This window comes from Stutzerimonas stutzeri (assembly GCF_000952685.1).
GTDB lineage: Bacteria > Pseudomonadota > Gammaproteobacteria > Pseudomonadales > Pseudomonadaceae > Stutzerimonas > Stutzerimonas stutzeri_E.
In genome coordinates this window covers 25,397-47,390 of record NZ_JYHV01000033.1, presented here as the reverse complement: position 1 = coordinate 47,390, position 21,994 = coordinate 25,397, and the positions used below count along the sequence as shown (strand labels likewise).

The window sequence follows — 21,994 nt, the reverse complement described above, 5'->3', positions numbered from 1 at the left end:
CTTTTTCCTTCTTGAAGCGGCCGCCACCCGGACCCGACACGAAGCGGTAAACAACCTTATCGTCCTGGCGCCTTGTCCCGCCCGGAGTCCAGTGGCGCGTCGCCTTCGAGTTCGTTGTCGTCCATCAGGTCGTCATTTTCATGCAGCACGGCATCGCCGCCGCCGAGCCCGGTGTCCGGGTCGCCCTTCGCCGGTCCGTCCCAAGGCTTGCCGTCCAGTGGGTCATAGCGACCCTTCTCTGCCTCGTCGAGATCCACGTCGGCACCGATGCGATGTTCGGAGACTTCGCTCAGGTCCTGGTCGGCCGGGCCGCCATGGCCGCGTTCGTTAGGTGAGCGCGAGCCGTCTTCGCGAATGAGCGTCTCAGGCGCAAGGTCGTCCATGGTGGTGTCGCCATCCGGCACTTCTCCGGTGGTCATGCCCGCTTCGGCTACTCGCTCCGGCGGGAACTCGTCCTCGACTTCTTCGGCCGGCACCTCGTCACCGATACGGCCCTTGCGATCGTCGCGATGCTGGTCGAAATCGAGCTGCTCCATCGAGCCCATGCGGTCCTCGGTGTCGTCGATCTCCGTGGGTGTATAGGGCTTGCGATCGTTCATGACAACCTCCTGTGTGAGCTGCGGTCTTGCAGGTTGTGACCCGGCGTCGATGCGAAGATTCAGGCTGGCCGCTGGCCGGTTCGGGCTTTATGAACCAAGCTGCAAGGGCCGCCTGTTTAGCGCCTAAGCGCTTGTGATGACACAAAAAGCGCGAACCACCGTCGACTATCCGGAGTCTCAAGGTTCATGAACAAACCAAATGACCGACCCGGGCTAGAGGTCCGGCGCTGCGCTTTCTTTTTCGACGTCGACGGCACGCTGGCAGAAATACAGCCTCGCCCTGAGCTCGTGACCATTCCACCTCGCTCGCTGGTTGCCCTGGAGCACCTGCATCTCAGCGAAATTCCCTTGGCGGTTATTTCCGGCCGTCCGCTCAGCCAGCTCGATGATCTGCTCTCGCCACTGCGGCTGCCGGCTGCCGGCGTGCACGGTGCCGAGCGCCGCACAGCGGAAGGCGAGATGCGCAATCTGGCGCTCGACAAAGACGTGTTCGAAGCCATCCAGCGAGAGCTAGCACACGCCTGCGGTCAACACCCCGGCCTGTCGCTGGAAAACAAGACCATCGCATTCGCCCTGCATTTTCGTTTGGCCCCGGAGTTGGAAGGCACCGCCCGAGCGCTGGCTGAAGACTTCGTCGAGCGCTACGGCGACGTCTTGACGCTGCAACCGGGAAAATGCGTGTTCGAGCTAAAACCTCGCGGCGCGAGCAAGGGCGAGGTGATTCGCACCTTCATGCAGGAGGCTCCATTCAAAGGAAGGATGCCGGTGTTCGTTGGTGACGATCTGACCGACGAGGCGGGCTTCAAGGTCGTCAACGAACTGGGAGGACTGAGCATCAAGGTCGGTACCGGCCCGACCGAAGCCAAGCAACGCCTGGAGTCGGTAGAAGCCGTTGGCGCCTGGCTCGAACGCTTGCTCGATGCACTCTCAGAACAGCCGGAAAACCAATAAAACCAGACTGGAGCGAGAACGACCCATGAGCCGACTAGTAGTGGTTTCCAACCGAGTAGCGCCGATCAAGGCGGGGAAGGTCGCTGCTGGCGGGCTTGCAGTTGGCGTCTATGACGCGTTGCGCCAGGCCGGAGGTATCTGGTTTGGCTGGAGCGGTGACGTAAGCAGCACCCCGCAAACCAACACCGAGACCATCGGCAATATCACCTACGTGACGATGGGCCTGACCAAGCAGGATTACGACCAGTATTACCGCGGATTCTCCAATGCCACGCTCTGGCCGATCTTCCACTACCGCATCGATCTGGCCCGCTACAACCGTCAGGAATATGAGGGGTACCGCCGGGTTAATGCGATGCTGGCGGAGAAGCTCAGGCCGCTGCTCAAACCCGACGACATCATCTGGATCCATGACTATCACCTGATTCCCTTCGCCGAGGCCTGCCGTCAGCTGGGTATTCGCAACCGCATCGGCTTTTTCCTGCATATCCCGTTTCCGCCGCCGGAAATCCTCACCGTCATCCCGCCGCACAACGAATTGCTCAAGACGCTGTGTTTCTATGACCTCATCGGCTTTCAGACCGAAACCGATCGTCTGGCCTTCCAGGACTACATGACCCGTGAAGTGCGCGGCATTCTCGAAAACGATGGCAGCCTGACGGCGTACGGACAGAACTTCCGCGCCGGGGTCTACCCGATTGGCGTGGTTCCAGACGAAATCCAGGACCTGGCCGAGTCCTACAAGACCCGCCGCAAGCCTATGCGGCGTACCACTGACGTGGCACGCAAGAAGATCATCAGCGTCGATCGGTTGGATTATTCCAAGGGTCTGGTGGAGCGCTTCAAGGCCTACGAGGCCTTCCTCGAACGCTACCCGGAGCACCGCCGCGCGGTCGAGTTCGTACAGATCGCACCGACCTCCCGCTCTGATGTGAAGACCTATCAACACATCCGCCAGCAGCTCGAAAGTGCCGCCGGCCACATCAATGGCTGGCTGTCGGATCTGGATTGGACGCCGCTGCACTATCTCAATAAAAGCCATGATCGACGCGTGCTGATGGGGCTGTTCCGCAGCGCCGATATCGGCTTCGTCACACCGCTGCGCGACGGCATGAACCTGGTCGCCAAGGAATACGTCGCGTCGCAAGACCCGGAGGATCCTGGCGTGCTGGTGTTGTCGCGCTTCGCCGGTGCCGCCCGTGAGCTGACCTCGGCGCTGATCATCAATCCTTACGACTGCATCGGCATGGCCGAGGCGCTCGACCGCGCCATGCGCATGTCGCTCACCGAACGCAAGGATCGTTACGAGCACATGATGCGCGCCATCCGCGCGGCGGACCTCGACGCCTGGCGTGACAATTTCCTGCGCGATCTACGGGCGTTCTCTTCCCGCCCACGTGCGGAAGTCCCGTCGAACCCGCTGTTTACAGTCTGAAGCTGTGACGCACCGGTCTGCATGCTTGTCATAATGCCGACCGGTTCGTAACGTTTCGGATGGATGGGGTAGGCGATGAGCAACGATCTTCAACAGTTAATCGAAAACAACGCGCGCTGGGCTGAAGCCATCATTGAGGAAGACCCTGACTTCTTCACCAAACTGGCCAAGCAGCAGGTGCCGGAGTACCTCTGGATCGGCTGTTCCGATGCCCGCGTACCCGCCAACGAGATAGTCGGCATGTTGCCGGGCGATCTGTTCGTACACCGCAACGTTGCCAACGTGGTGTTGCACACCGACCTCAACTGTCTGTCGGTCATCCAGTACGCGGTCGACGTGCTCAAGGTGAAGCACATCCTGGTCACCGGTCATTATGGTTGCGGCGGGGTACGTGCTTCGATGCGCGATGATCAGCTCGGCCTGATCGACGGCTGGCTGCGCACCATCCGCGACCTCTACTACGAACACCGCGACCATATCGCCAGCTTCCCCACCGAGGAAGCGCAGGTCGATCGTCTGTGTGAGCTCAACGTCATCCAGCAGGTCGCGAACGTCAGTCATACCACCATCGTCCAGAACGCCTGGCACCGTGGTCAGCCGCTGTCCGTGCATGGTTGCATCTATGGCATCAAGGACGGCATCTGGAAGAACCTGAACGTTACCATCAGCGGCCTGGACCAGTTGCCACCGCAATACCGCCTTCGCCCAGTTCGGCCAGTGTGATGGCCAATCGTCACGGATGGGCCTTCGCCGGCCTGCTGCTCGCTGTGCTCTGCTGGAGCGGAAACGCCTTGGTGGCGCGCGCTTTTCATGAAGCCATCCCGCCGCTGACGTTGTCGTTCTGGCGTTGGGTGCTGGCGACCTGTCTGCTGCTGCCGTTTGTCGTGCGTTCGATCTGGGCCCACCGTGCGGCCCTGCGAGCGGCCAGCTGGCGCTTGCCGATCATCGCGGCGCTGGGCGTCAGCAGCTATAACTCGCTGTTGTATTCCGCCGCGCAAAGTACCGAAGCCATCAACCTGACGCTGGTGAATACCTGCCTACCGCTGTTCACCTTTATCGGTGGCGGACTGTTGCTGGGTGAATGGCCGGCACGGCGTGCCTGGTTTGGCATGGCCATCGCGGCGGGCGGCTTGATCTACCTGATCAGCCGCGGCAGCTGGGCGGCGTTCAGCAGCCTGTCATTTCAGAGCGGCGATCTGATCATGCTCGGGGCGGTGGTGGTTTGGGCGCTTTATACCCTGCTACTGCGGCGCTGGGGCGGCTTTCTACGGATACCGCCGCTGACGCTGCTGGGTGTGCTGATGCTGATCGGCACGCCGATGATTATGCCGTTTTACCTGTTCGAACTGAGTCAGGTCGGCGGTTTCACGCCCACCCCGATTAACCTCGCAGTCATCGCCTACACCGCCATCTTCGCCTCGCTGGTGGCGTATCTCTCCTGGAACCACGGGGTCAAGACAGTCGGCGCGGCGAAAGCGGCCATGGCGACTTATCTGATGCCTGTCTTCACCGCATTCCTCGGCTGGCTGGTGTTGGGAGAGGGCTTGCAGATGTTCCACTGGGTCGGTGGTGGCCTGATCTTCACCGGACTGCTGCTGGCGACCCGTCCGGCCACGCGCATGGCAGTTCGCTAGCGCACCCACGAAAAAGCCCCGCGTTTGCGGGGCTTTTGCTTATTTGCGCTTGTGATTGTCCGGGTCGTCCTCGTCACTGCCATTCATCCGCGTATGCGTTGGCTCCAGGCTGTGACCGACCGGTTGCGTGCGCGTCGTATGGGCGGTGGTCCCGATCTCGACCTCATCGGCCGTGTTCGCCAGCTCATGGTCGCTCTTCTCATGGGGTGTCGCCTTGTCGTCTTTGGCCATGCTGCACCTCGTCATTGTGATGGACTCACAACCTTTGAAAGAGTGGGCAGGACGATGTTCTAACCAGCGGTCAGCTGTCGAGCGATCCCGACGGACGCACGCTGCGTCAATCCCGACTGATATTTGCCCGGTAATTTTTGGCCAGCTGCCGAGCCAGCGCGATGAAATTCTGCAACGCCGGCGACTGATTGAATTCGCGGCAGACCAACGTAAGTGGCGCGACCAGACGTGGGCGGGCGCCGACAATGCGCCGGTAGACAACGCTTTCCCGGTGGATGTCGCGCATGGAGGCCGGCACCACCGAGATCCCTTCGCCCGCCGCGACCAGGCTCACGTTAGTCAGCATCCTTTCGACCTCGAAGGCAATCCGCGGCTCGAAACCGGCTGCCTGGCAGGCGTGCAGCAGGTTGGCGTACATGCCCGGTGCACCGGGGCGGCGAACGAGGATGAAGGGCTCGTCACGTATCGCCAGCAAATCCACGGCGTCAGGATAGTTAGCCAACACGGGATGCCCAACCGGGACTACCAGCAGCAACTCTTCCAGCAGCAGACGATGGAACTCGATACCGGCGGGGCGACTGACGGGCGCACGGAGGATCCCGACCTCCAATTGGCCGGCACTGGCACGCTCGGTCAGGCGGCCGGCATTGCCTTCGTCCAAAGTGATCGCTACCGCTGGATACTGCTCGCGGTAGGCGCGGATGATCCGAGGGATCAGCGGATGCGCTGCCGCCGACGAGGTGAAGCCGATATTCAGCGTGCCCTCTACGCCCATGGCGACGCGAGCGGCTCGGCGCGCGCCATCCTGCACCCGCGCCAGGATCGCCTTGGCTTCGTCGAGAAATACCGCGCCGCCAGTGGTCAGGTCCACACCTTTGGGATGGCGCTTGAACAGCTCGAAGCCGAGCTCGTCCTCCAGGGCCCGAATCTGCTGGCTCAGCGGCGGCTGTTGCATGTTCAAGCGTGCCGCCGCGCGGGTGAAATGCCTCTCCTCGGCGACCATGACGAAATAGCGGAGGTGGCGAAGTTCCATATGACGGCGTCCTGCTCGGCGCTCGCCAGTGCGTTTGACTGACGAGCCGCCTTGATGGGGTAGGATACGGGCACTGAAGCGACTCGCAGCCTGTTGAAAAACTGCCTACGTTGGCAATTCGTCGTTAAAAGCAGCCTCGTCTTGCCTGCCTCGTCTACGTTTTTCAGCAGCCTGCCAAAACAACAACATCGCTCGGCGGCCCATGATTCTAGCCAAGCTGTACCGCAACGACACCGCTCTCATCCTGATCGCGATTGCCCTGGGCCTGTCGCTCGGTATCCTGCGGCCAGAACTGGCGGTCCAAATGAAGCCGCTCAGCGATGCATTCCTCGGCGTGATCGGCCACGCGGTGCCCCTGGTGATGTTCGTGCTGGTCGCCTCGGCGGTAGCGGCGTTCGGTGAGCGCGGGCAGCACACCCGCTGCGCCGGTCGGGTGGTGGCTTATTTCCTGATGATGGCCGTTTTGTCGCTGATCACTGGCGGGGCCGTGGGAATGCTGCTTACGCCCGGCGGCGATGCCGTGCCGCTCACCACCACAACTGGGCGGCCCATGAGCGATCTGCCGACCGCGGTGCTGACTAGCCTGGCGCAGGTCATCGGGCATACGTTCATCCTTCCGGTATTGTTGGCCGCTTTGCTGTTCGGCCTCGGGCTGGGTTGGGCAGGCGATGCGGGCGAACCGCTGCGGCGCCGGCTGGATACCTGGGTGGCATGGCTGCTCAAGGCGCTGCGCATGGTGCTTCGCTTCGCACCCTTGGCCGCATTCGGCGCGATGGCTTACACCGTTGGTCGATACGGACCGGCGTCCGCCTGGCCGCTGCTCAAGCTCGTCGGCACCGTCTACTTTGCCAGCGGCGTGTTCCTTGTGGTTGTCCTGGGCGTCGTGGCCCGGTTGGCCAACGTCGGCCTGTTTCGGCTCATCGCCTACATCAAGGCCGAACTCTGCCTGGTTGCGTTCACTGGTGCTTCGGTGGCCGCTGTGCCGGGCTTGATCGACAAGCTCGAATGTGCCGGATGCGCCCGTCGCGTGGTGCGGCTGGTGCTCAGCACCGGCTACACCTTCAATCTGGCGGGTTCGAACATCTATGTGGCCTGCGCTGCGGTATTCCTGGCGCAGCTCGCCGGTGTCACCCTGGATGGTGCGCATGTGTTGAGCCTGTTGCTGGTGGCGCTGCTGACTTCGCTGGGCTCGACCAGCGCGGCGGGCTCGGCCTTCCTGACGCTGACCGCCACGGTTGCCGGCCTGAATCTGGTGCCGCTGGAAGCGCTCGGCCTGTTGCTCGGCGTCGAGCGATTGATGAAGTGTCGCTCGCTGACCAACGTGATCGGCAATGCGTTGGCCTGCGTGGTGATTTCGGCCTGGAGCGGTGCGCTGGATCGCAACGCGTTGCGCGAGGCGCTGATGCCCCGTCGGCAGGCAGCGTTTCCCGGCGCGGTGGTCGGGAAACGCTGAGGGCTTGCGGACTCTTAGTTCTTCAACAGCGCATTGAAGGCTTTGTCCAGCTCGGTTTCAGCCTTGGCCACTCGATCACGGCGCACCTTGGTCCAGTGCTGATCGCCGGCCAGTGCCTGGTTGGCCTCTTTGAGCATGCGCTTGACCTCGGCCGGCTGCGGGCCGCCAGTGCCGACACGGGTCTTGACCATGTTCTGCGGCGACAGCGTGGCGCGGAACGCCGACTCGCTCAGCGGTAACTCCCGCGTTTTCCACTCGTACTTCTCTGCCGCCTTGGTGAACAGCCGCCGCGCCTCGGCGTAGGGGAAGTTGGCCGGCACGAAGCCTTCCTTGCGCGCATGGCCGACTACCGCCGAGGCGAAGCTGTGACCGATACGGAAGGGCACCTTATGCTCGCGCTCCAGGGTATCGGCCAATTCCATCGAGGTGGTCCATTCAGCTTCCAGTTCTTCCAGCGCGCGTTCCGGATTGATCACCAGCGCGTCCATCACATTGCCCGTGCGGACGAACATCTCATGGGCGCTATCGAACAGCCCGAGGCCGTCGAAGGCGAACTTGTAGTCGGTCATCCCGGTGGTCACGTTATGCGCACGCAGGGTGACGGTATGGGCCAGGCCGACGACGTCCGAGGCCGATTCCCGCGCCCGCATGATCAAGCCGGGGTTGCGCTTCTGTGGCATCGCGCTGCTGGTGTAGGTGGCGCCTTCCTCGAGCAGCATCCACGGACGGATCTGGTGGTACTGCGTATGGATGTCGCCCAACATCGCGCCGATACGGATCGCCGACGACGAGGCGATGCCCGCCGCTTCGATGGGAATGTCGTAGGTCGACACCTGCCCGGCATCCAGCGAGTTGTCGCGTACATCGTCGAAGCCGAGCAGCTCGGATAGCCGTTCACGGTTCAGCGGCCAGCCGGAATTGGCCAGCACCGCCGTGCCCATGGGGCTGCGGTTCAGACGGTCGTACAGCTCGCGGATGCGCTGGGCATCGCGCTCGAAAGCCGCCTCATAGGCCAACAGGTAATGCGCATAGGTGATTGGCTGTGCCTGCACACCGTTGGTGTAGGCCGGGATCAGCGTGTCGACATTGTTCTTCGCCAGCTCGAGCAGTTTTGCCCGGGTGTCGTTCATCGCGTCGGTGTAGTCGAGCAACTGGCTGCGCAGGGTGGCGAGGCGGTAGGTGGCGTACATGTCCTGGCGGCTGCGACCAGAGTGGATCAGCGAGGCCTGCGGCCCGATCTTGTCGATCATGATGCGTTCGATCTGCAGCACGTCGCTGGGCTTCTTGCCGTCGGGCTTGCTGGCCTGGTCGATCACATACTGAACGCCGCTGGCGATTTCACGGCCTTGTTTGCGGCTGACGATCTCTTCTTCGGTGAGCATCACGATGGACGCCTTGTTGATCCGGTTGACCCAGGTGAACTGGTCGTCGTGCTTGCCCGATTTAGCGCCGGAGCGATCGACCGTGGCGCCGATTTTCGCCGCCTCGGCCGCGCATTCGGCCGTAGTGCGGCAGGGCAGGTCGGCGGTGTCCGCAGCCTGTACGGTCAAGTGGCTGGCGCTCAGCGCGAACGCGACGGCCAGGGAAAGCAGCGTCTTTTGCATGATCATATTCATCTCCTGTTAAGCGACACCGTCACCCGCACGGGCGACGGGAAGGCGGGCGGCCGTTACAGCAGCGGCAAGGTGTAGCTGAGGATGAAGCGGGTCTGATCGATGTCATTGCCCGTGCTTCGGTAGGTGCCGTTACGCAGCTTCACGCCGAAGTTCTTCAGCGCGCCCTGCTGAAACACGTAACCGATATCGGTATCGCGCTCCCACTCGCGGCCGTTGCGCCCACCGGGGCCATCGAAGCCGTCACCGCGCAGATAGCGCGTCATGAAGCTCAGGCCGGGAATCCCCATGGCAGCGAAGTCATAGTCGTAGCGCAGCTGCCAGGACTTCTCGCCGGGGCTGGCGAAGTCCGCCGAAATCATCACGTAGTTCACCAGGTAGGAATTGGTACCGTTGATATGCGGGAAGCCGGTTTCGCCGCTCATCTTCTGATACGCCGCGCCGAACGCATGACCGCCGAGTTCGTAAGTGAACTTGGCGCCGAAGGCGTCGTTGTCCACGTTGGTATTGCCGGCTTCGGTGGAACGGGCGAAGCGCAGATCGCTCTTGATTGCCTGGTCGTCGCCCAACCGCAGGACGTGGGCCAGGTTGAATATGTGCTGCTTGTAGTTCTGGTCCAGATGACCGTAGTGGTAGCCCGTGGTCAGGTTCTTGGTCCAGCGATAGCTGGCGCTGGCGAAATCGAATTTGTCGCTGTCCTGTCCGCCCCTGATGCCCTTGCCGGAGACCTGCATGTCGTCATTGGCGGCGGAGTTGCGCAGGCTGTTCTGCGTCAGACGCCCCGCACTGAGCGTGAGCCCATCAATCTCCTTCGACGTCAGCATCCCGCCCCGAAAGGTTTGGGGTAGCAGGCGGGAATCGTTCGGCAACACGGTCGGCAGCCTCGGCAGCAAGGTGCCGGCACGCAGGATTGTTTTCGAGTAACGCAGCTTGGCCGCTGCGCCGAGTTGGCTGTATTCATCGGGCGCCTTGTCATCACCGACCGGCAACAACCCCGAATTCTGCCGCTCCGGGCCGGAATCGAGTTTCACCCCGAGCAGCCCGATGGCATCGACTCCGAACCCCACCGGCCCTTCGGTGAACCCTGATTCGTAATTGAGCAGAAACCCCTGCGCCCACTCGTCACGCTTCGACTGGTTGGCGCCGTCCTGCCGGTAATCGGCGTTGAAATAGAAGTTGCGCAGTTCCAGCGTCGCCTTGCTGTCCGCAAGAAAATCCGCCATGACCACACCCGGCAAACCCGCACCCAGCGCAGCAACCGCAATCGCCGCAGCAAGCGGCTTCGGTGACTTGAGCATCACTGTCTCCTGTTTATTTTTATTGGAGGTAGACGCCGCTGGCGCGAGGCCGGGCGTCTGCAGTGATGCTAATCAGCGAATAAGGGGATTAAAAATATATAGATAATCTCCAGTGGATACTTTCTGAATATCTTAAGCGCAGCATCTCGTTCATCAACGCTTGTTATTGCCGCACACCATATGGCCTTTCATGGCCTCCTGCTTAACGATGAACTCACCCACCAGCGGGCGGCTGTGCAGATAGTGCTCGGTGGTCTTGTGGTGCGCGAACGCCGCTTCGTCGCGGTACAGCTCGTAGAGATAGACGAGGTCGGGATCCGCCAGATCCTGGATGACATCGAACACCAGGCAATCCGGCTCGTGCTGCACTGAAGCGGCGGCGTTGATGCGCATCGCCTCCATGAACCTGTCGAATGAGCCCGGCACGAGTTGGGTTTTCAGGATAAGGCAGTACATGTGCGCTCCATTTTGTTTTAATGTGGGAGTTAGATTGTATACAAAAAGGAGAGAAAAATGCCGCAGCGTCCCGGTCGCCTGAACGGCTTGCGTCATCTGGCGCTTACCGTGCCAAACCTTGAAGAATGCGAATGTTTCTACGTCGACGTGCTGGGCATGGAAGTCCTCAACCGCGCCAGCAAGGATCTCGTCTACCTGACCTGTGGCAACGACAACCTCTCCCTGGGCCGCGCCCGGGAAAAAAGTAGCGGCGTCCAGGCGATGGATCATTACGGTTTCATCGTCGACAGCCTGGAAGAACTGCACGCCTGGTACGAATACCTGAAAACCCAAGGCGTGACCCTGCTGGACCGCCCCTTCGCTCACAGCGACGGCGCTCATAGCTTTCATGTCCTCGATCCTGCGGGGAACACGGTTCAGCCGCTTTACCATCCGGCGATATCGGGGCAGCGTTTGCGTTGATGAGCGATGGGCAAGGTTCGTAGCGGCGTTAGCCGGGTGGCTGTGGATTCAAGAACACCCAAAGCTATTTATCCGACAGCTGAAGCCGGTCCGGACCGTTTGGAGGCAATTGCCGTGCGTTAACGAGGCGGCAGCTGAACCTTGGATGCGACGGTGCGGGTGCAGCGAATGCCGGCCAGCCAGAGCGGCGGCCGGCCGATCCTCAGCGTTCGGGGGAAGCGTGGCTTGGAGGCGTTTTCAGAAGCTGATCAGCGTCTTTAGCCCGAATACAACCACGTCCTTGTCATCGTCGAAGCCGCCTGGTCGGTGGAAGTACTGGATGTTCGGCGTCAACGAAACCGCCGGTGTCAGCGCCACGCGGTAATACAGCTCGGCCGGGTATTCCACGTCCGGCACCGGTTGGCCCTCTTCGCTCAAGCGCTTGCGGGCGTCGTCGTTGATTTCCAGGCGCCCGAGGCCCAGGCCCAGCTCGTCGTTCGGGCGCGAGGCGAATGGCGCGGAGAGCGTGCCGCCAACTTGCCAGATGCGCTCGATATAGGTCACGTCCGGGTCGGACTGGATGAAGTTGGCGAACAGCTTCAACCGTCGCTCGCCTACCGTGCTGCTCTGCCAGACCTGCTGCTCGGCCATCAGGTAGCCGCCGGTGGCCTTGTCGTGTTCGGCGGCTGGCGCACCGGATAGAGCCATCGGTCGACCGGCAGCGTCACGGTAGACGTCCTCGAAGTCGCCGGTATTGCGCCACAGACCCAGCCGATAGGCGCCGGGCTGGCCGGCAAGTGTCGGCGTCCAGCCCAGCTCGGCGACCGCGTGGTAACCGGTGGTACCCGACGGGCTGCCGAAATTCAGGCGCTGGCTACGCTCGGTGAAGCGCGGATTGACCTGATAGATCGCGGTTTGCAGCGACCATTCCTCGTCCAACTGATAGCGCACGGTGGCGCCCCACTGGCTGATCGGCCAGGTGTACCAGTTCGGCGTGATGTAGCCCGGCACCGTGCCGCAGAAGCCGAGGTTCTGGAACGGGCAGGCGAAGGGGTAGATTTCCCCGCTCATGGGCAGGCGGCCGAGCTTGATCAGCAGGCGGTCGTCCAGCAGCGCCTGCTGGTAGTAGAGCTGCACCAGGCGGGTCGCGCTGCCGTAGCCATAGATTTCCTGCGGTTGCAGGAGCACGCCCAGATCGGCTTCGGCGTTGAGGTTCTCGCCGTTGCGGTTGGTCATCGTGAAGCGAAGGCCGGCACCGGACCAGCCCAGCAGTTTGTCCAGGTCCAGCGCCGCATCGAACATGATCTGGTCGGAGTAGGTGCTGGTATGGTCATCGCCACCCTGGGTGTTGCGGGCCAGTTCGTGGACATAGGTGATTTGCAGGTCGACCCCGGCCTCGTGCAGGCGGGTGCGGGTGCCGTTCCAGTCGCCGAAGAGAAACTGGTCGGGTGAATATTCGGCCGCTTGGACAGAAGTGAGCAGGCAGGCGGCGAGAAAGCCGCTGCCGCAGCGCAGGCTTATTGTCATTGTTTGATCCTTTGGATGTAACGGTGCGGGATGCAGCGAATACCGTTGGCCGCAATGCCTGTGGCATGAACGGTATTCGCGTGCGTTTCTGCTCAGTGGTAACGCCTGACTACATGGCTGGTAGGCGTTACCGATTCAGTGTTTGATTGGCGATCGACGGTTGCCGGCTCAATGTCCGCCGCCAGACTTCACACCGTCGTGTGCTTGCCTGCGAACGAAGTGACGGATGCTTTCCAGCTCTGCATCGGTCAGATCCGGGAACTTGGGCATGCCGTTGACGAGCAACGCACCACCGCGCACGACGCTTTCGAACGCCTTTTCACTGCCTGTGAGCAATAACGGCGACTCCCGTAGATCGGGCGCCTTCATACCCGCAACAGCCCCAGCGCCGTGGCAACCGACGCACAGGTTTTCAGCGAAAACACCCGCGCCCGCCTCAGCTTTTTCGGTATCGACCTTGAACTGCTCATCGATAATCGGCTTGGCGAGTTGCGGCGCAGGCTGTTTCGGAACGACCGCTTTTCCATCAAGCGAGAACGTCATGATCCGGCGCTCGTGCGCCCCGTACTTCCAGCCATGGCTTTCAAAACCCAACTCGCCGGAACCGCCGAAGTTGGAGGCCAATGCACCGCCAGGGCCCACCAGCAGGGAAACCATTTGCTTGCCATCCAACTTGTAAGTGATCGGTGGCGCAGAAATACCGAGGCCTACGTCATAAGACCAAAGTTCCTTACCGGTGCGAGCATCATATGCTTTGAACAGGCCATCAGGCTGGCCTTGGAAAACCAGATTGCCAGCCGTGGTCAAGGTACCGCCACCCCATGGGCTCTTCTGGTTTACCTGCCACACTCGCTTGTTCTTGACCGGGTCCCAGGCCTGCAAGGAGCCTCGCGACTCGTGCGGGTCCTTGGTCAATTCCCAACCGGTTAACCCCAGATAGAGTTTGTGGCTCGCCATCTTATGGCCAGGCTTCGTATTTTTACCGTCGTCCTTGAAGGTATTGCCTAGATGGTTGGTAGGAATAAAAGCGAGATTCAGCTCGGGGTTATAGGACATCGCATGCCATGAGTGCGCACCGAATGCCGATGGATAGATATTCTTCTCGCCATCGGGATACCTGGCGTCGTCGGCCACGATATGGCGCTGCTGCTTCAGGTCATACTTGGTCGACCAGTTAGCATCGGCGAATTTCTCCGCGGACAGTACCTTGCCGTTCGAACGGTCGATCGTATAGAAGAAACCGTTTTTTGGCGCATGCAATACGGCGTCAACATCCTTGCCGTCTATTTTCAGGTCGGCCAGCACGATGTCCATGTTCGAGTTGTAGTCCCAGGTGTCGCCCGGTGCCGTTTGGACATGCCACTTGTATTCGCCCGTATCCGCGTCTACGGCTACGACAGAACACAGGAACAGGTTATCGCCACCCTCTGGGCTACGCACCTTGATATTCCATGGCCCCCCGTTACCGGTACCGAAGATGAGCTGGTTGTACTTGGCGTCGTATGTCCAACCATGCCAGGCATTACCGCCACCGCCGTTCTCCCACCACCGGCCACTCCAGGTCTTGGCCGCCATTTCCTGCGCTGCGTCCTCGAACCCATCGGCGGGGTTGCCAGGGACGATATGGAAACGCCAGACCTGTTTGCCGGTTTCGGCATCATAGGCAGTCACATACCCACGCATCGGGCCAAGTTCCGTTCCGCCATTGCCGACGAATACCTTGCCGTCGAAGGCCTTGGGGTGGCCTGTGATATTCAACGGCTGGTCGTGATCGAATGTACGGGTCTGCCAGACTTCCTTGCCGTCCTTTCTGTTGATTGCAATCAAGCGGCCATCCCAGGTGGCAATGAACAACTTGTCGCCGTATGTCGAAAGGCCTCGGTTATGCTTCCAGAAAACCTTCTTCATGTTGTTGTCGAGGATCTCTTTGGAAACTTTTGGATCATATTCCCAAAGCATCTTGCCCGTGCGGGCATCGAACGCACGTGTTCTGTTCATTTCACCAACGTAATACATGACGCCATCGACAACCAAAGGCGTTCCGACGATATCGGATCGATCCCGCAGCGGCGCGTACCATTCAGGCTTGAGCTGGCTGACGTTGTCTACATTGATGTCTTTAAGGGGGCTGAATCGTTGTTCGGAGTGTGTTCTCCCGTAAGCCAGCCAATCAGTAGTGTTGGATTCATCAGATAATTCCTTGTCGGTAATGACTCTGTCTGATGCGTGCAGTGACGTCATCGCAAGAAGCGAGGCCGCCATCATTATCTGAACCCTTAGGTTTGACTGTTTGAAGTTCATTTTTATTATTTCCTTGTTTAGGGTTGTTTCTCGCTTCAGGCACGCCTCAAACGAGCATTCGCGGGTAAAGCTCTGCTGATATTTGTTTTTTTGTAAAACGACTTCAGTGCTGCCTCCTTTATGGCGGGCAACATGACGTGCGCGTATATCACTGCTTTTCAGGTTTGTTATTTAAACTGCAATAACTACAGGTCCGGTTTGGTTGCGCTTTAATTGTCAGCGTTAGTGACGGTTGCGACCCTGCGGTAAGGCTCCGCAGAGAGTTTCTGTACATCGTGCTGGCTGGGTGGTGCCGCCTTGGAGCGGGGAAGGGGGATGCTTCATGGTGTTTCCTCCGATGCATGGCCGGGCCGGATGGCCTGCCGTGTTGTTGTTATTCAAAGCAAGGGGGAGTGCCGTCCGGCGGCGAGGCCTTCGGGCGGATAAGTGCTGGCGCGGGCGCCGAGTTCCAGGCCCTGCCAGGCGAGGACGCGCTGGTAGCACTCGGGCAGGGATGTGGCGGTTGCCCAGGCGTCGGCCAGCCGCTCGCCGAGCGCCAGATGGCTCTCGGCCTGGCAGCGCAGGTCGCTGGCGCAGGCGTGGTAGAAGCGGTTCACCACGTCGGCCATGGCCTCGCGCCAGTCCTCGATCAGCAGCGCGGCGTGAGCCAGCACCACGGGGCGGCCATCGCGGCTACGCCGCCAGCGCTGGGCGGTGCCGGCCAGCTTGCGGCCCTCCAGGGTCAGGTTGAAGCGACCATCGCAAAACGCGCCCGGCACCGCGCCCACACCGGCCTTGAGCCCGTTTTCCGCGAGCCACAGCGCCAAGGGTTCGAGCAGCCGTTCATAGGCGACGTCGATGCGATTGCCGGTCTCGTCGCTGGCCGGCACGGCGAAGGCCAGCGCGATGTTGAGCACCGCCGATGATTGCGGCACCGGCTCGCCGCCGGTGTCGCGCAGCAGGATCGGCCAGCCCTGCGCCGCGCAGCGTTGGCTGGCCAGGGCGAAGCCGGGCCGGCGTTCGAAGCTGCCGGGCATCACCAGTGCCTGACCGGTGGGGCGCCAGAGCAGCAGTGGGCAGTCGAACAACCCGTCGCAGACGCGCTGCATCAAGGCCCGCTCGGCATTCAGGCCGGCGCCTACGCTGAACCGGGCGATGCCATTCATGCCGCGTGCTCCTCGATCCGCCGACACAGGTCGTCGAGAAACTCGGCCGCGGGCGATCCGTTGACGGCGCGGTGATCGAAGGTCAGCGACAGGCCCATCCACTCGACTTCCATCAGCTCGCCACTCGGCCCGAGTTGCAGGCGCCGCTGAATGCCGCCGACACCCAGAATGGCCACCTGTGGCGGATTGAGGATCGGCGTGAAGTGGTGCACCCGGGACAGCCCCAGGTTGGAGACGGTGAAGGTGGCGCCGGTCAGCTCCTTGACCGACAGTTTGCCGGCCTGGGCCTTGTCTACCAGCGTCTTGCGTGCCAGGCACAGGCCTTCGCCGTCCAGCTGCTCGGCATTGAACAGCGCAGGGGCGACCAGTAGATCGCCCGGCAGCGGGATGGCGAGGCCCAGATGCACCGCAGCGTGGCGTTCGATCACCTCGTCGGCCAGCGTGGCGTTCAGGCCCGGATGGGCCTTGAGCGTTTCGATCACCTTGAGCAGCACGAGGTCCTGCACCGACACCGCGCTGCCGGCCGCCTTGAGTTCGGCGCGACGGGCCTTGAGCGCATCCAGCCGGCATTCGGCGTGGTGGGTCAGCTGCGCGGTGGTCTGCAGGCTCTCGAGCATCTTCGCCGCGATCATCTTGCGCATGCCCTTGAGTGGCACCCGCTCGGGGGCCGGGGCGCCTGACAGGTTTTCCAGTTGCGTCATGGCTATTCCACCTGGGCGATGACTGCGCCCTTGGCGATCACCGCGTCTTCGTCTTCGAGGATCTTCAACACCCCAGCTACGGGCGCCTCGATCTCGAACTGGGCCTTTTCCGACATGATTTCGGCGACCAGGTCGCCCGCGGCGACTTCGGCACCGTCGCTCACCAGCCAGGAGGTGATCACTGCTTCGGCGTCGCCTTCCCAGAAGTCGTCTGCGATCACGATTGGGGTTGGGTTACTCATGGGTTCATTCCTTGTTCAGGGCGTGATAGGCGGCCACGATCTTGTCCGCGTTGGGCAGGGCCCATTGCTCCATGACCGGGGTGAAAGGGATTGGGATGTCCGGGAAGGCCACCCGCTGCGGGCGAGCCTTGAGCATGCCGATGTCGTGCTCGACGACGCTGGCGATGATTTCGCCGCTGACGCCGAAGCTGTGGTAGTCCTCGTCGATCACGATCAGTCGACCTGTCTTGCGCACCGAGGCGATGACGTGTTCGCGGTCCAGCGGCACCAGGCTGCGCAGGTCGATGATCTCGGCGCTGACGCCTTCCTTTTCCAGCTGCGCCGCGGCGCGCAGGGCGTGGTGCACACCGGCGCCGAGGCTGACCAGGCTGACGTCGCGGCCCTCGCGCACGGTCTTCGCCTTGCCGATCTCGACGATATAGGGCTCGTCCGGTACCGGCACCGTGGCGCCTTTCTCCGTGCCCAGCCAGCCCATGCCCTGCAGTGCCTTGTGGAAGAGGTAAACCACTGGGTTGTCGTCGCGGATCGCCGCGGTCATCAGGCCCTTGGCGTCATAGGCGTTGCTCGGCACGACCACTTTCATGCCTGGCAGGTGGGCGAAGGTGCCGTACAGGCACTGCGAATGCTGGCCGGCGTCCGAATAGCCGGCACCGGTGGAGGCCATCAACACCATCGGCACCGGCACCTTGCCGCCGGAGAAGTAGGTGTTCTTGGCCATCAGGTTGTAGATGGCGTCCATGCAGACACCGAAGAAGTCGACGAACATCAGCTCCACGATCGGCCGCATGCCGTCGGAGGCAGCGCCCACCGCGGCGCCGATGAAGGCCGTTTCGGAGATCGGCGTGTCGCGGATGCGCTCCTTGCCGAATTCCTCGTAAAGGCCACGGGTGTTGCCGAACACGCCGCCAAGCTGGCCGATGTCCTCGCCCATCACGAACACCTTCGGGTCCAGGCGCATTTCCTGCGCCACTGCTTCGGCCATGGCGCGGGCGACGGTGAGTTTTCTTTCCTTTACTGCTGTGGTCATGGGGTTCTCCTATTCAGCCGGCCAGTGCGGCGGGGCTGACGATGATCTTGACGTTGCGGTCCTTGTGGTTGGCGAGTTCCTCGAAGCCCCGTTCGAGGATGCTGTCCAGCCCGATGCGGCCGGTGATCAGCGGGGTGACGTCCATGCGCCCGTCAGCGATCAGGGCGATGACGTCGGCGAATTCGCCGGCATAGGCGAGCGAGCCGATCACCTGTTTCTCGGTGGCGACGATCTCGAAGAAGTTGAATTCCGAGGGCTCCTCGAAGATGCCCACCATCACGCAGCGACCGGCCTTGCGGATCACGTCGAGGGCGAGCTTGGCGGTGGCCTTGTGGCCGATGCACTCGAAGGAGGTGTCGGCGCCGTAGCCGCCAGTGAGCGCCTTGATCTCGGCGATGGCGTCGCACTCGCTGGGGTCGATGACGCGCGTGGCGCCGACTTCCAGCGCCTTGGCCTTGCGCGCGGCGGACATTTCCAGCGCGATGACCTGCCCGGCGCCGGCGGCCTTGGCGCACATGATGGTGCACAGGCCGATGGTGCCGGCCCCGACGACCACCACGGTTTCGCCGAGCAGGCTGCCGGCCTTCTTCACCGCGTGCATGCCGACCGCCAGCGGTTCGATCAACGCACCGGCCTCCAGCGGAAAGCCCTCGGGCAGGCGGTAGAGCAGCTCGGCGGGTACGTTGACGAATTCAGCGAAAGCGCCGTTGTTCATCAGCCCGGTGAAAGCCAGCTGCTCGCAGAGGTTGTACTGGCCGGTCTTGCAGAAGCGACACTGGCCGCAGTGCTGGCAGGCGTCGGCGGCAACCTTGTCGCCCGGCGCATAGCCCTCGACACCTTCACCCAGGGCAACGATCTCGCCACAGAACTCGTGGCCGAGGATGCACTGGCCCTTGATGCCGGTGAGCGGGTGCGGCGCGTCCACCGGAATGAACACCGGGCCGGCGAGGTACTCGTGCAGGTCGGACCCGCAGATGCCGCACCAGTGCACGCGGATCTGCACCCAGCCCGGTTGCGGCGCGCCGGGCAGCGGCACCTGTTCCAGGCGGATGTCCTTGCGGCCGTGCCAGACGGCTGCGGTCATGGTGGCTTGGCTGTTCATCGGGTGTTCCTCTTGTTGTTCTGGCTGGGACATGAGCTCGCTCCGGAGCGTTGGGCAGGCCCGCGGCCTGCATCGCCGCGAGGGCGCGCCTCCTACAGAAGCGGTTGGTGCTGGCCTTGGCTTCTGTGGGAGGGCCGCCCTCGGCGCGAGCTTTTTGACGCTTTGAGCAGGACCGTAGGACGCGAGCAACTCGCCAAAGCCGCTATACGAAGACCTTCTCCAGCGCCTCTTCCGGGCGCGGATAGGGGCTTTCGCGGGCGAATTGCACGGCTTCGTCGATGCGGCCGCGTGCTCGGGCCTCGATTTCCTCGGCTTGCGCCTCGCTCATCACGCCTTCGTCGATCAGGCGTTGGCGGTAGCCGGGAATCGGGTCCTTTTTCATCAGGCCGTCCTTCTCACCCTCGGGGCGGTAGGTTTCGCCGTCGCCCATGAAGTGGCCGGCCAGGCGGTAGGTCTCGATCTCGATCAGGGTCGGGCCGCCGCCGGCACGGGCGCGCTCGATGGCCTCGCCGGCAGCGTGGAATACGCCGTCCGGGTCGTTGTTCTCGACGAACACACCCGGCATGCCGTAGGCCGCGGCGCGCACATGGTGCTGCTTGATGCAGGTCGCGCTGGCCTTGGCTACCGAAATGCCCCAGGCGTTGTCCTCGATGACGAACACCACCGGCAGCTTCCACAGCGCGGCGAGGTTCAGCGTTTCGTGGAAGGCGCCCTGGTTGGCCGCACCCTCGCCGATGAAGGACACGGCCACCCCGGGCTTGCCCTGCATCTGCCGCGACAGCGCGGCGCCAACGGCCGGGCCCATGCCCTCGGCGATGATCCCGGAGCAGGAGAAATTCACCCGGCCATCGAACAGGTGCATGTGGCCGCCGCGGCCGCCGGACAGGCCAGTGGCCTTGCCGAAGATTTCGGCCATCATCTCGTTGAGGTCTACGCCCTTGGCCACGGCGATGTGGTGAGGGCGGTGCGTGGCGGTGACGATGTCCTCGGCCTCGAGGTGCGCACATACGCCCACCGCACAGGGCTCCTGGCCATTGGAAAGGTGCATCTCGCCGGGGATCGGCCCCTTGGCCATGTTGAACACCGGGGTCTTGCCTTCCATGTAGATGCGCTCGATGCACTCTTCCATGTAGCGGCTGGTCAGCATCTGCTCGTACATCCACAGACGCTGCGGGTTGTTGGGCTGGGTCATGGTGGGCTCCCTTGAAATGTCTGGTCAGATTGCGCGTTCGTTGAGCAGACGGCCGATCTGCTCGGCCTGGCGCAGGGCCAGCGCGACGATGGTGAGGGTGGGGTTCTGGCCGCCGCTGGTGGTGAACTGGCTGCCGTCGGAGACGAACAGGTTGGGGATGTCATGACTCTGGCCCCACTTGTTCACCACGCCGTCACGGGCCTTGGCGCTCATGCGGTTGGTGCCCATGTTGTGGCTGGCCGGGTAGGGCGGCAGCTCGATGACGTCAGTGGCGCCCACGGCCTCGTAGCACTTGGCGGTGGCGGCAACGCCGTGCTTGCGCATGGCGGCATCCATCGGGTGATCGCTCTTGGTCACCACCGGGATCGGCAGGCCGTATTGGTCCTTCTCGCTGTCATGCAGGGTGATGCGGTTGTTCTCCAGCGGCAGGTCTTCGCCGCACAGCCAGACGCCGGACATGTGGTTGTATTTCTCCATCCGTGAGGCGAACTGCTTGCCCCAGCCTTTGCGCGTGGGGTCGAGGAAGGCGGAGAGGAAGGGCAGGCCGAGGGCAAGGATTTCCAGTCGGTAACCGCCGACGAAACCGCGCGACGGATCGTTGTAGGACTCGTCCGAGATCACCCCGGCGCAGGTGGTGCCGCGGTGCATGTTCACCGGCTTGGGCATCACGGCGAAGATTCCGGCAGTGGTGTGGGTCATGTAGTTGCGCCCGACCTGGCCGGAGGAGTTGGCCAGCCCGTCGGGGAACATCGCCGAGGCGGAGTTGAGCAACAGCCGAGGCGACTCGATGGAGTTGCCCGCTACGCAGACCACCCGGGCCTTCTGCCGTTGGATGGCGCCCTGGGCATCGACATAGACCACGGCGTTGACCTTGCCCTTGGCGTCGTGCTCGATGCGCAGCACCATCGACTGCGGCCGCACTTCACAGTAACCGCTGGCCTCGGCGCGGGGGATATCGGTGTAGAGCGTCGACCACTTCGCGCCCATCTTGCAGCCCTGCATGCAAAAGCCGATCTGCTGGCAGGCGGCGCGGCCGTCGTAGGGCTCTGTGTTGATCGCCATCGGCCCGGAGAGGATCTCCTTGTAGCCGACCCGCTCGGCGCCGGTGGCCAGCACCTTGAAGGAGTTGTGCCAGGGGTGATAGGCCATGCCGGTGCTCGGCCCGGTCACGCCCATGTGCTTCTCGGCCTTCTCGTACCAGGGCGCCATTTCCTCCAGCGTCACCGGCCAGTCGAGCAGGTTGGCTCCGGCGATGTCGCCGTTGATGCTCTGCATCTTGAATTCGAAATCACGAAAACGCAGGGCGATGCCGGCCCAGTGCACCGTGCTGCCACCCACCGCCTTGACGATCCAGGCGGGCAGGGTCGGATTGTTCTCTGCGAGGTGCCAGCCGCCAGCGGCCTGGCGTTTGTCGAGCCAGGAGATCTTCTTGAACATCGCCCACTCGTCGTTCTCGATGTCCTCCAGGCTGAAGCGCTTGCCAGCCTCCAGCACCACGCTGCGAATCTTCTGTTTGGCCAGCGCGTTGGCGAGCGTCCCGCCGCCGGCACCGGAGCCGATGATCACCACGACGCCATCGTCGTCCTGGGCAAAAGTTGCCATGGGGTGTTCCT

Annotated in this window: 21 protein-coding genes; 6 read left to right on the top strand and 15 right to left on the bottom strand. The window is 62.4% G+C overall.

Features of this window, described 5'->3' with window-relative positions; genetic code table 11:
* Positions 1–56: 56 nt before the first annotated feature.
* On the bottom strand, positions 57–599 hold the full coding sequence (locus UF78_RS17020; RefSeq protein ID WP_045163407.1) for a hypothetical protein: 543 nt from the start codon (positions 597–599) through the stop codon (positions 57–59).
* Positions 600–785: 186 nt separating this feature from the next.
* On the opposite strand from UF78_RS17020, the gene otsB reads away from it, so the two are divergent.
* From otsB to UF78_RS17000, 4 genes are all read left to right on the top strand, one after another.
* Positions 786–1,550 (top strand): trehalose-phosphatase, encoded by a 765-nt coding sequence (gene otsB / locus UF78_RS17015; RefSeq protein WP_045163406.1) that lies wholly within the window; start codon positions 786–788, stop codon positions 1,548–1,550.
* Between the two features lie 25 nt (positions 1,551–1,575).
* A complete protein-coding gene (gene otsA, locus UF78_RS17010) occupies positions 1,576–2,985 on the top strand; it encodes an alpha,alpha-trehalose-phosphate synthase (UDP-forming) (RefSeq protein ID WP_045163405.1) in 1,410 nt (469 codons plus the stop codon).
* 75 nt (positions 2,986–3,060) lie between these two features.
* Positions 3,061–3,708, top strand: a complete 648-nt coding sequence (can, locus tag UF78_RS17005) for a carbonate dehydratase (protein WP_045163403.1) — start codon at positions 3,061–3,063, stop codon at positions 3,706–3,708.
* Positions 3,708–4,619 (top strand): DMT family transporter, encoded by a 912-nt coding sequence (locus tag UF78_RS17000; protein ID WP_045163402.1) that lies wholly within the window; start codon positions 3,708–3,710, stop codon positions 4,617–4,619. The genes can and UF78_RS17000 overlap by 1 nt, the downstream gene beginning before the upstream one ends.
* Positions 4,620–4,658: 39 nt before the next feature.
* On the opposite strand, the gene UF78_RS16995 is transcribed toward UF78_RS17000, so the two are convergent.
* Both UF78_RS16995 and UF78_RS16990 read right to left on the bottom strand, forming a co-directional pair.
* Positions 4,659–4,850, bottom strand: a complete 192-nt coding sequence (locus UF78_RS16995; protein WP_045163401.1) for a hypothetical protein — start codon at positions 4,848–4,850, stop codon at positions 4,659–4,661.
* A gap of 106 nt (positions 4,851–4,956) precedes the next feature.
* A complete protein-coding gene (locus UF78_RS16990; protein WP_045163400.1) occupies positions 4,957–5,883 on the bottom strand; it encodes a LysR family transcriptional regulator in 927 nt (308 codons plus the stop codon).
* 202 nt (positions 5,884–6,085) lie between these two features.
* Between UF78_RS16990 and UF78_RS16985 the strand changes: the two genes are divergently transcribed.
* Entirely contained in the window at positions 6,086–7,336 is a 1,251-nt protein-coding gene (locus UF78_RS16985) for a cation:dicarboxylate symporter family transporter (RefSeq protein WP_080890652.1), read from the top strand.
* A gap of 14 nt (positions 7,337–7,350) precedes the next feature.
* Here the strand turns inward: UF78_RS16985 and UF78_RS16980 are convergent, their stop codons facing one another.
* From UF78_RS16980 to UF78_RS16970, 3 genes are all read right to left on the bottom strand, one after another.
* Positions 7,351–8,946 (bottom strand): argininosuccinate lyase, encoded by a 1,596-nt coding sequence (locus tag UF78_RS16980; RefSeq protein WP_045163399.1) that lies wholly within the window; start codon positions 8,944–8,946, stop codon positions 7,351–7,353.
* A 59-nt stretch (positions 8,947–9,005) separates the two neighbouring features.
* Positions 9,006–10,247, bottom strand: coding sequence for an OprD family porin (locus UF78_RS16975; protein WP_045163398.1), 1,242 nt, complete (start codon positions 10,245–10,247; stop codon positions 9,006–9,008).
* 153 nt (positions 10,248–10,400) lie between these two features.
* Positions 10,401–10,703, bottom strand: coding sequence for a putative quinol monooxygenase (locus UF78_RS16970; protein WP_045163397.1), 303 nt, complete (start codon positions 10,701–10,703; stop codon positions 10,401–10,403).
* Positions 10,704–10,760: 57 nt separating this feature from the next.
* Between UF78_RS16970 and UF78_RS16965 the strand changes: the two genes are divergently transcribed.
* Complete coding sequence (locus UF78_RS16965; protein WP_045163396.1) at positions 10,761–11,165, top strand: VOC family protein; 405 nt, start codon at positions 10,761–10,763, stop codon at positions 11,163–11,165.
* A gap of 237 nt (positions 11,166–11,402) precedes the next feature.
* Here the strand turns inward: UF78_RS16965 and UF78_RS16960 are convergent, their stop codons facing one another.
* The 9 genes from UF78_RS16960 to UF78_RS16920 form a co-directional block, all read right to left on the bottom strand.
* Positions 11,403–12,671: a carbohydrate porin gene (locus tag UF78_RS16960; protein WP_045163395.1), complete on the bottom strand. Its 1,269-nt coding sequence runs from the start codon at positions 12,669–12,671 to the stop codon at positions 11,403–11,405.
* A gap of 168 nt (positions 12,672–12,839) precedes the next feature.
* Positions 12,840–14,972: a PQQ-dependent dehydrogenase, methanol/ethanol family gene (locus UF78_RS16955; RefSeq protein ID WP_045163394.1), complete on the bottom strand. Its 2,133-nt coding sequence runs from the start codon at positions 14,970–14,972 to the stop codon at positions 12,840–12,842.
* Between the two features lie 377 nt (positions 14,973–15,349).
* Positions 15,350–16,117 carry a lipoate--protein ligase family protein gene (locus UF78_RS16950; protein ID WP_045163393.1) on the bottom strand — a complete coding sequence of 256 codons (768 nt, stop codon included), beginning with the start codon at positions 16,115–16,117 and terminating at the stop codon, positions 15,350–15,352.
* Positions 16,114–16,818, bottom strand: coding sequence for a 2-oxo acid dehydrogenase subunit E2 (locus tag UF78_RS16945; protein ID WP_045163392.1), 705 nt, complete (start codon positions 16,816–16,818; stop codon positions 16,114–16,116). Before UF78_RS16945 ends, UF78_RS16950 begins: the two co-directional genes overlap by 4 nt.
* A gap of 2 nt (positions 16,819–16,820) precedes the next feature.
* Positions 16,821–17,060 carry a lipoyl domain-containing protein gene (locus tag UF78_RS16940; RefSeq protein ID WP_045163391.1) on the bottom strand — a complete coding sequence of 80 codons (240 nt, stop codon included), beginning with the start codon at positions 17,058–17,060 and terminating at the stop codon, positions 16,821–16,823.
* Positions 17,061–17,064: 4 nt separating this feature from the next.
* Positions 17,065–18,087 carry an alpha-ketoacid dehydrogenase subunit beta gene (locus UF78_RS16935; RefSeq protein ID WP_080890651.1) on the bottom strand — a complete coding sequence of 341 codons (1,023 nt, stop codon included), beginning with the start codon at positions 18,085–18,087 and terminating at the stop codon, positions 17,065–17,067.
* Positions 18,088–18,100: 13 nt separating this feature from the next.
* On the bottom strand, positions 18,101–19,171 hold the full coding sequence (locus UF78_RS16930) for a 2,3-butanediol dehydrogenase (RefSeq protein WP_045163417.1): 1,071 nt from the start codon (positions 19,169–19,171) through the stop codon (positions 18,101–18,103).
* A 220-nt stretch (positions 19,172–19,391) separates the two neighbouring features.
* Positions 19,392–20,381 carry a thiamine pyrophosphate-dependent dehydrogenase E1 component subunit alpha gene (locus tag UF78_RS16925; protein WP_045163389.1) on the bottom strand — a complete coding sequence of 330 codons (990 nt, stop codon included), beginning with the start codon at positions 20,379–20,381 and terminating at the stop codon, positions 19,392–19,394.
* A gap of 24 nt (positions 20,382–20,405) precedes the next feature.
* Positions 20,406–21,983 (bottom strand): GMC family oxidoreductase, encoded by a 1,578-nt coding sequence (locus tag UF78_RS16920; protein WP_045163388.1) that lies wholly within the window; start codon positions 21,981–21,983, stop codon positions 20,406–20,408.
* Positions 21,984–21,994 lie beyond the last annotated feature (11 nt).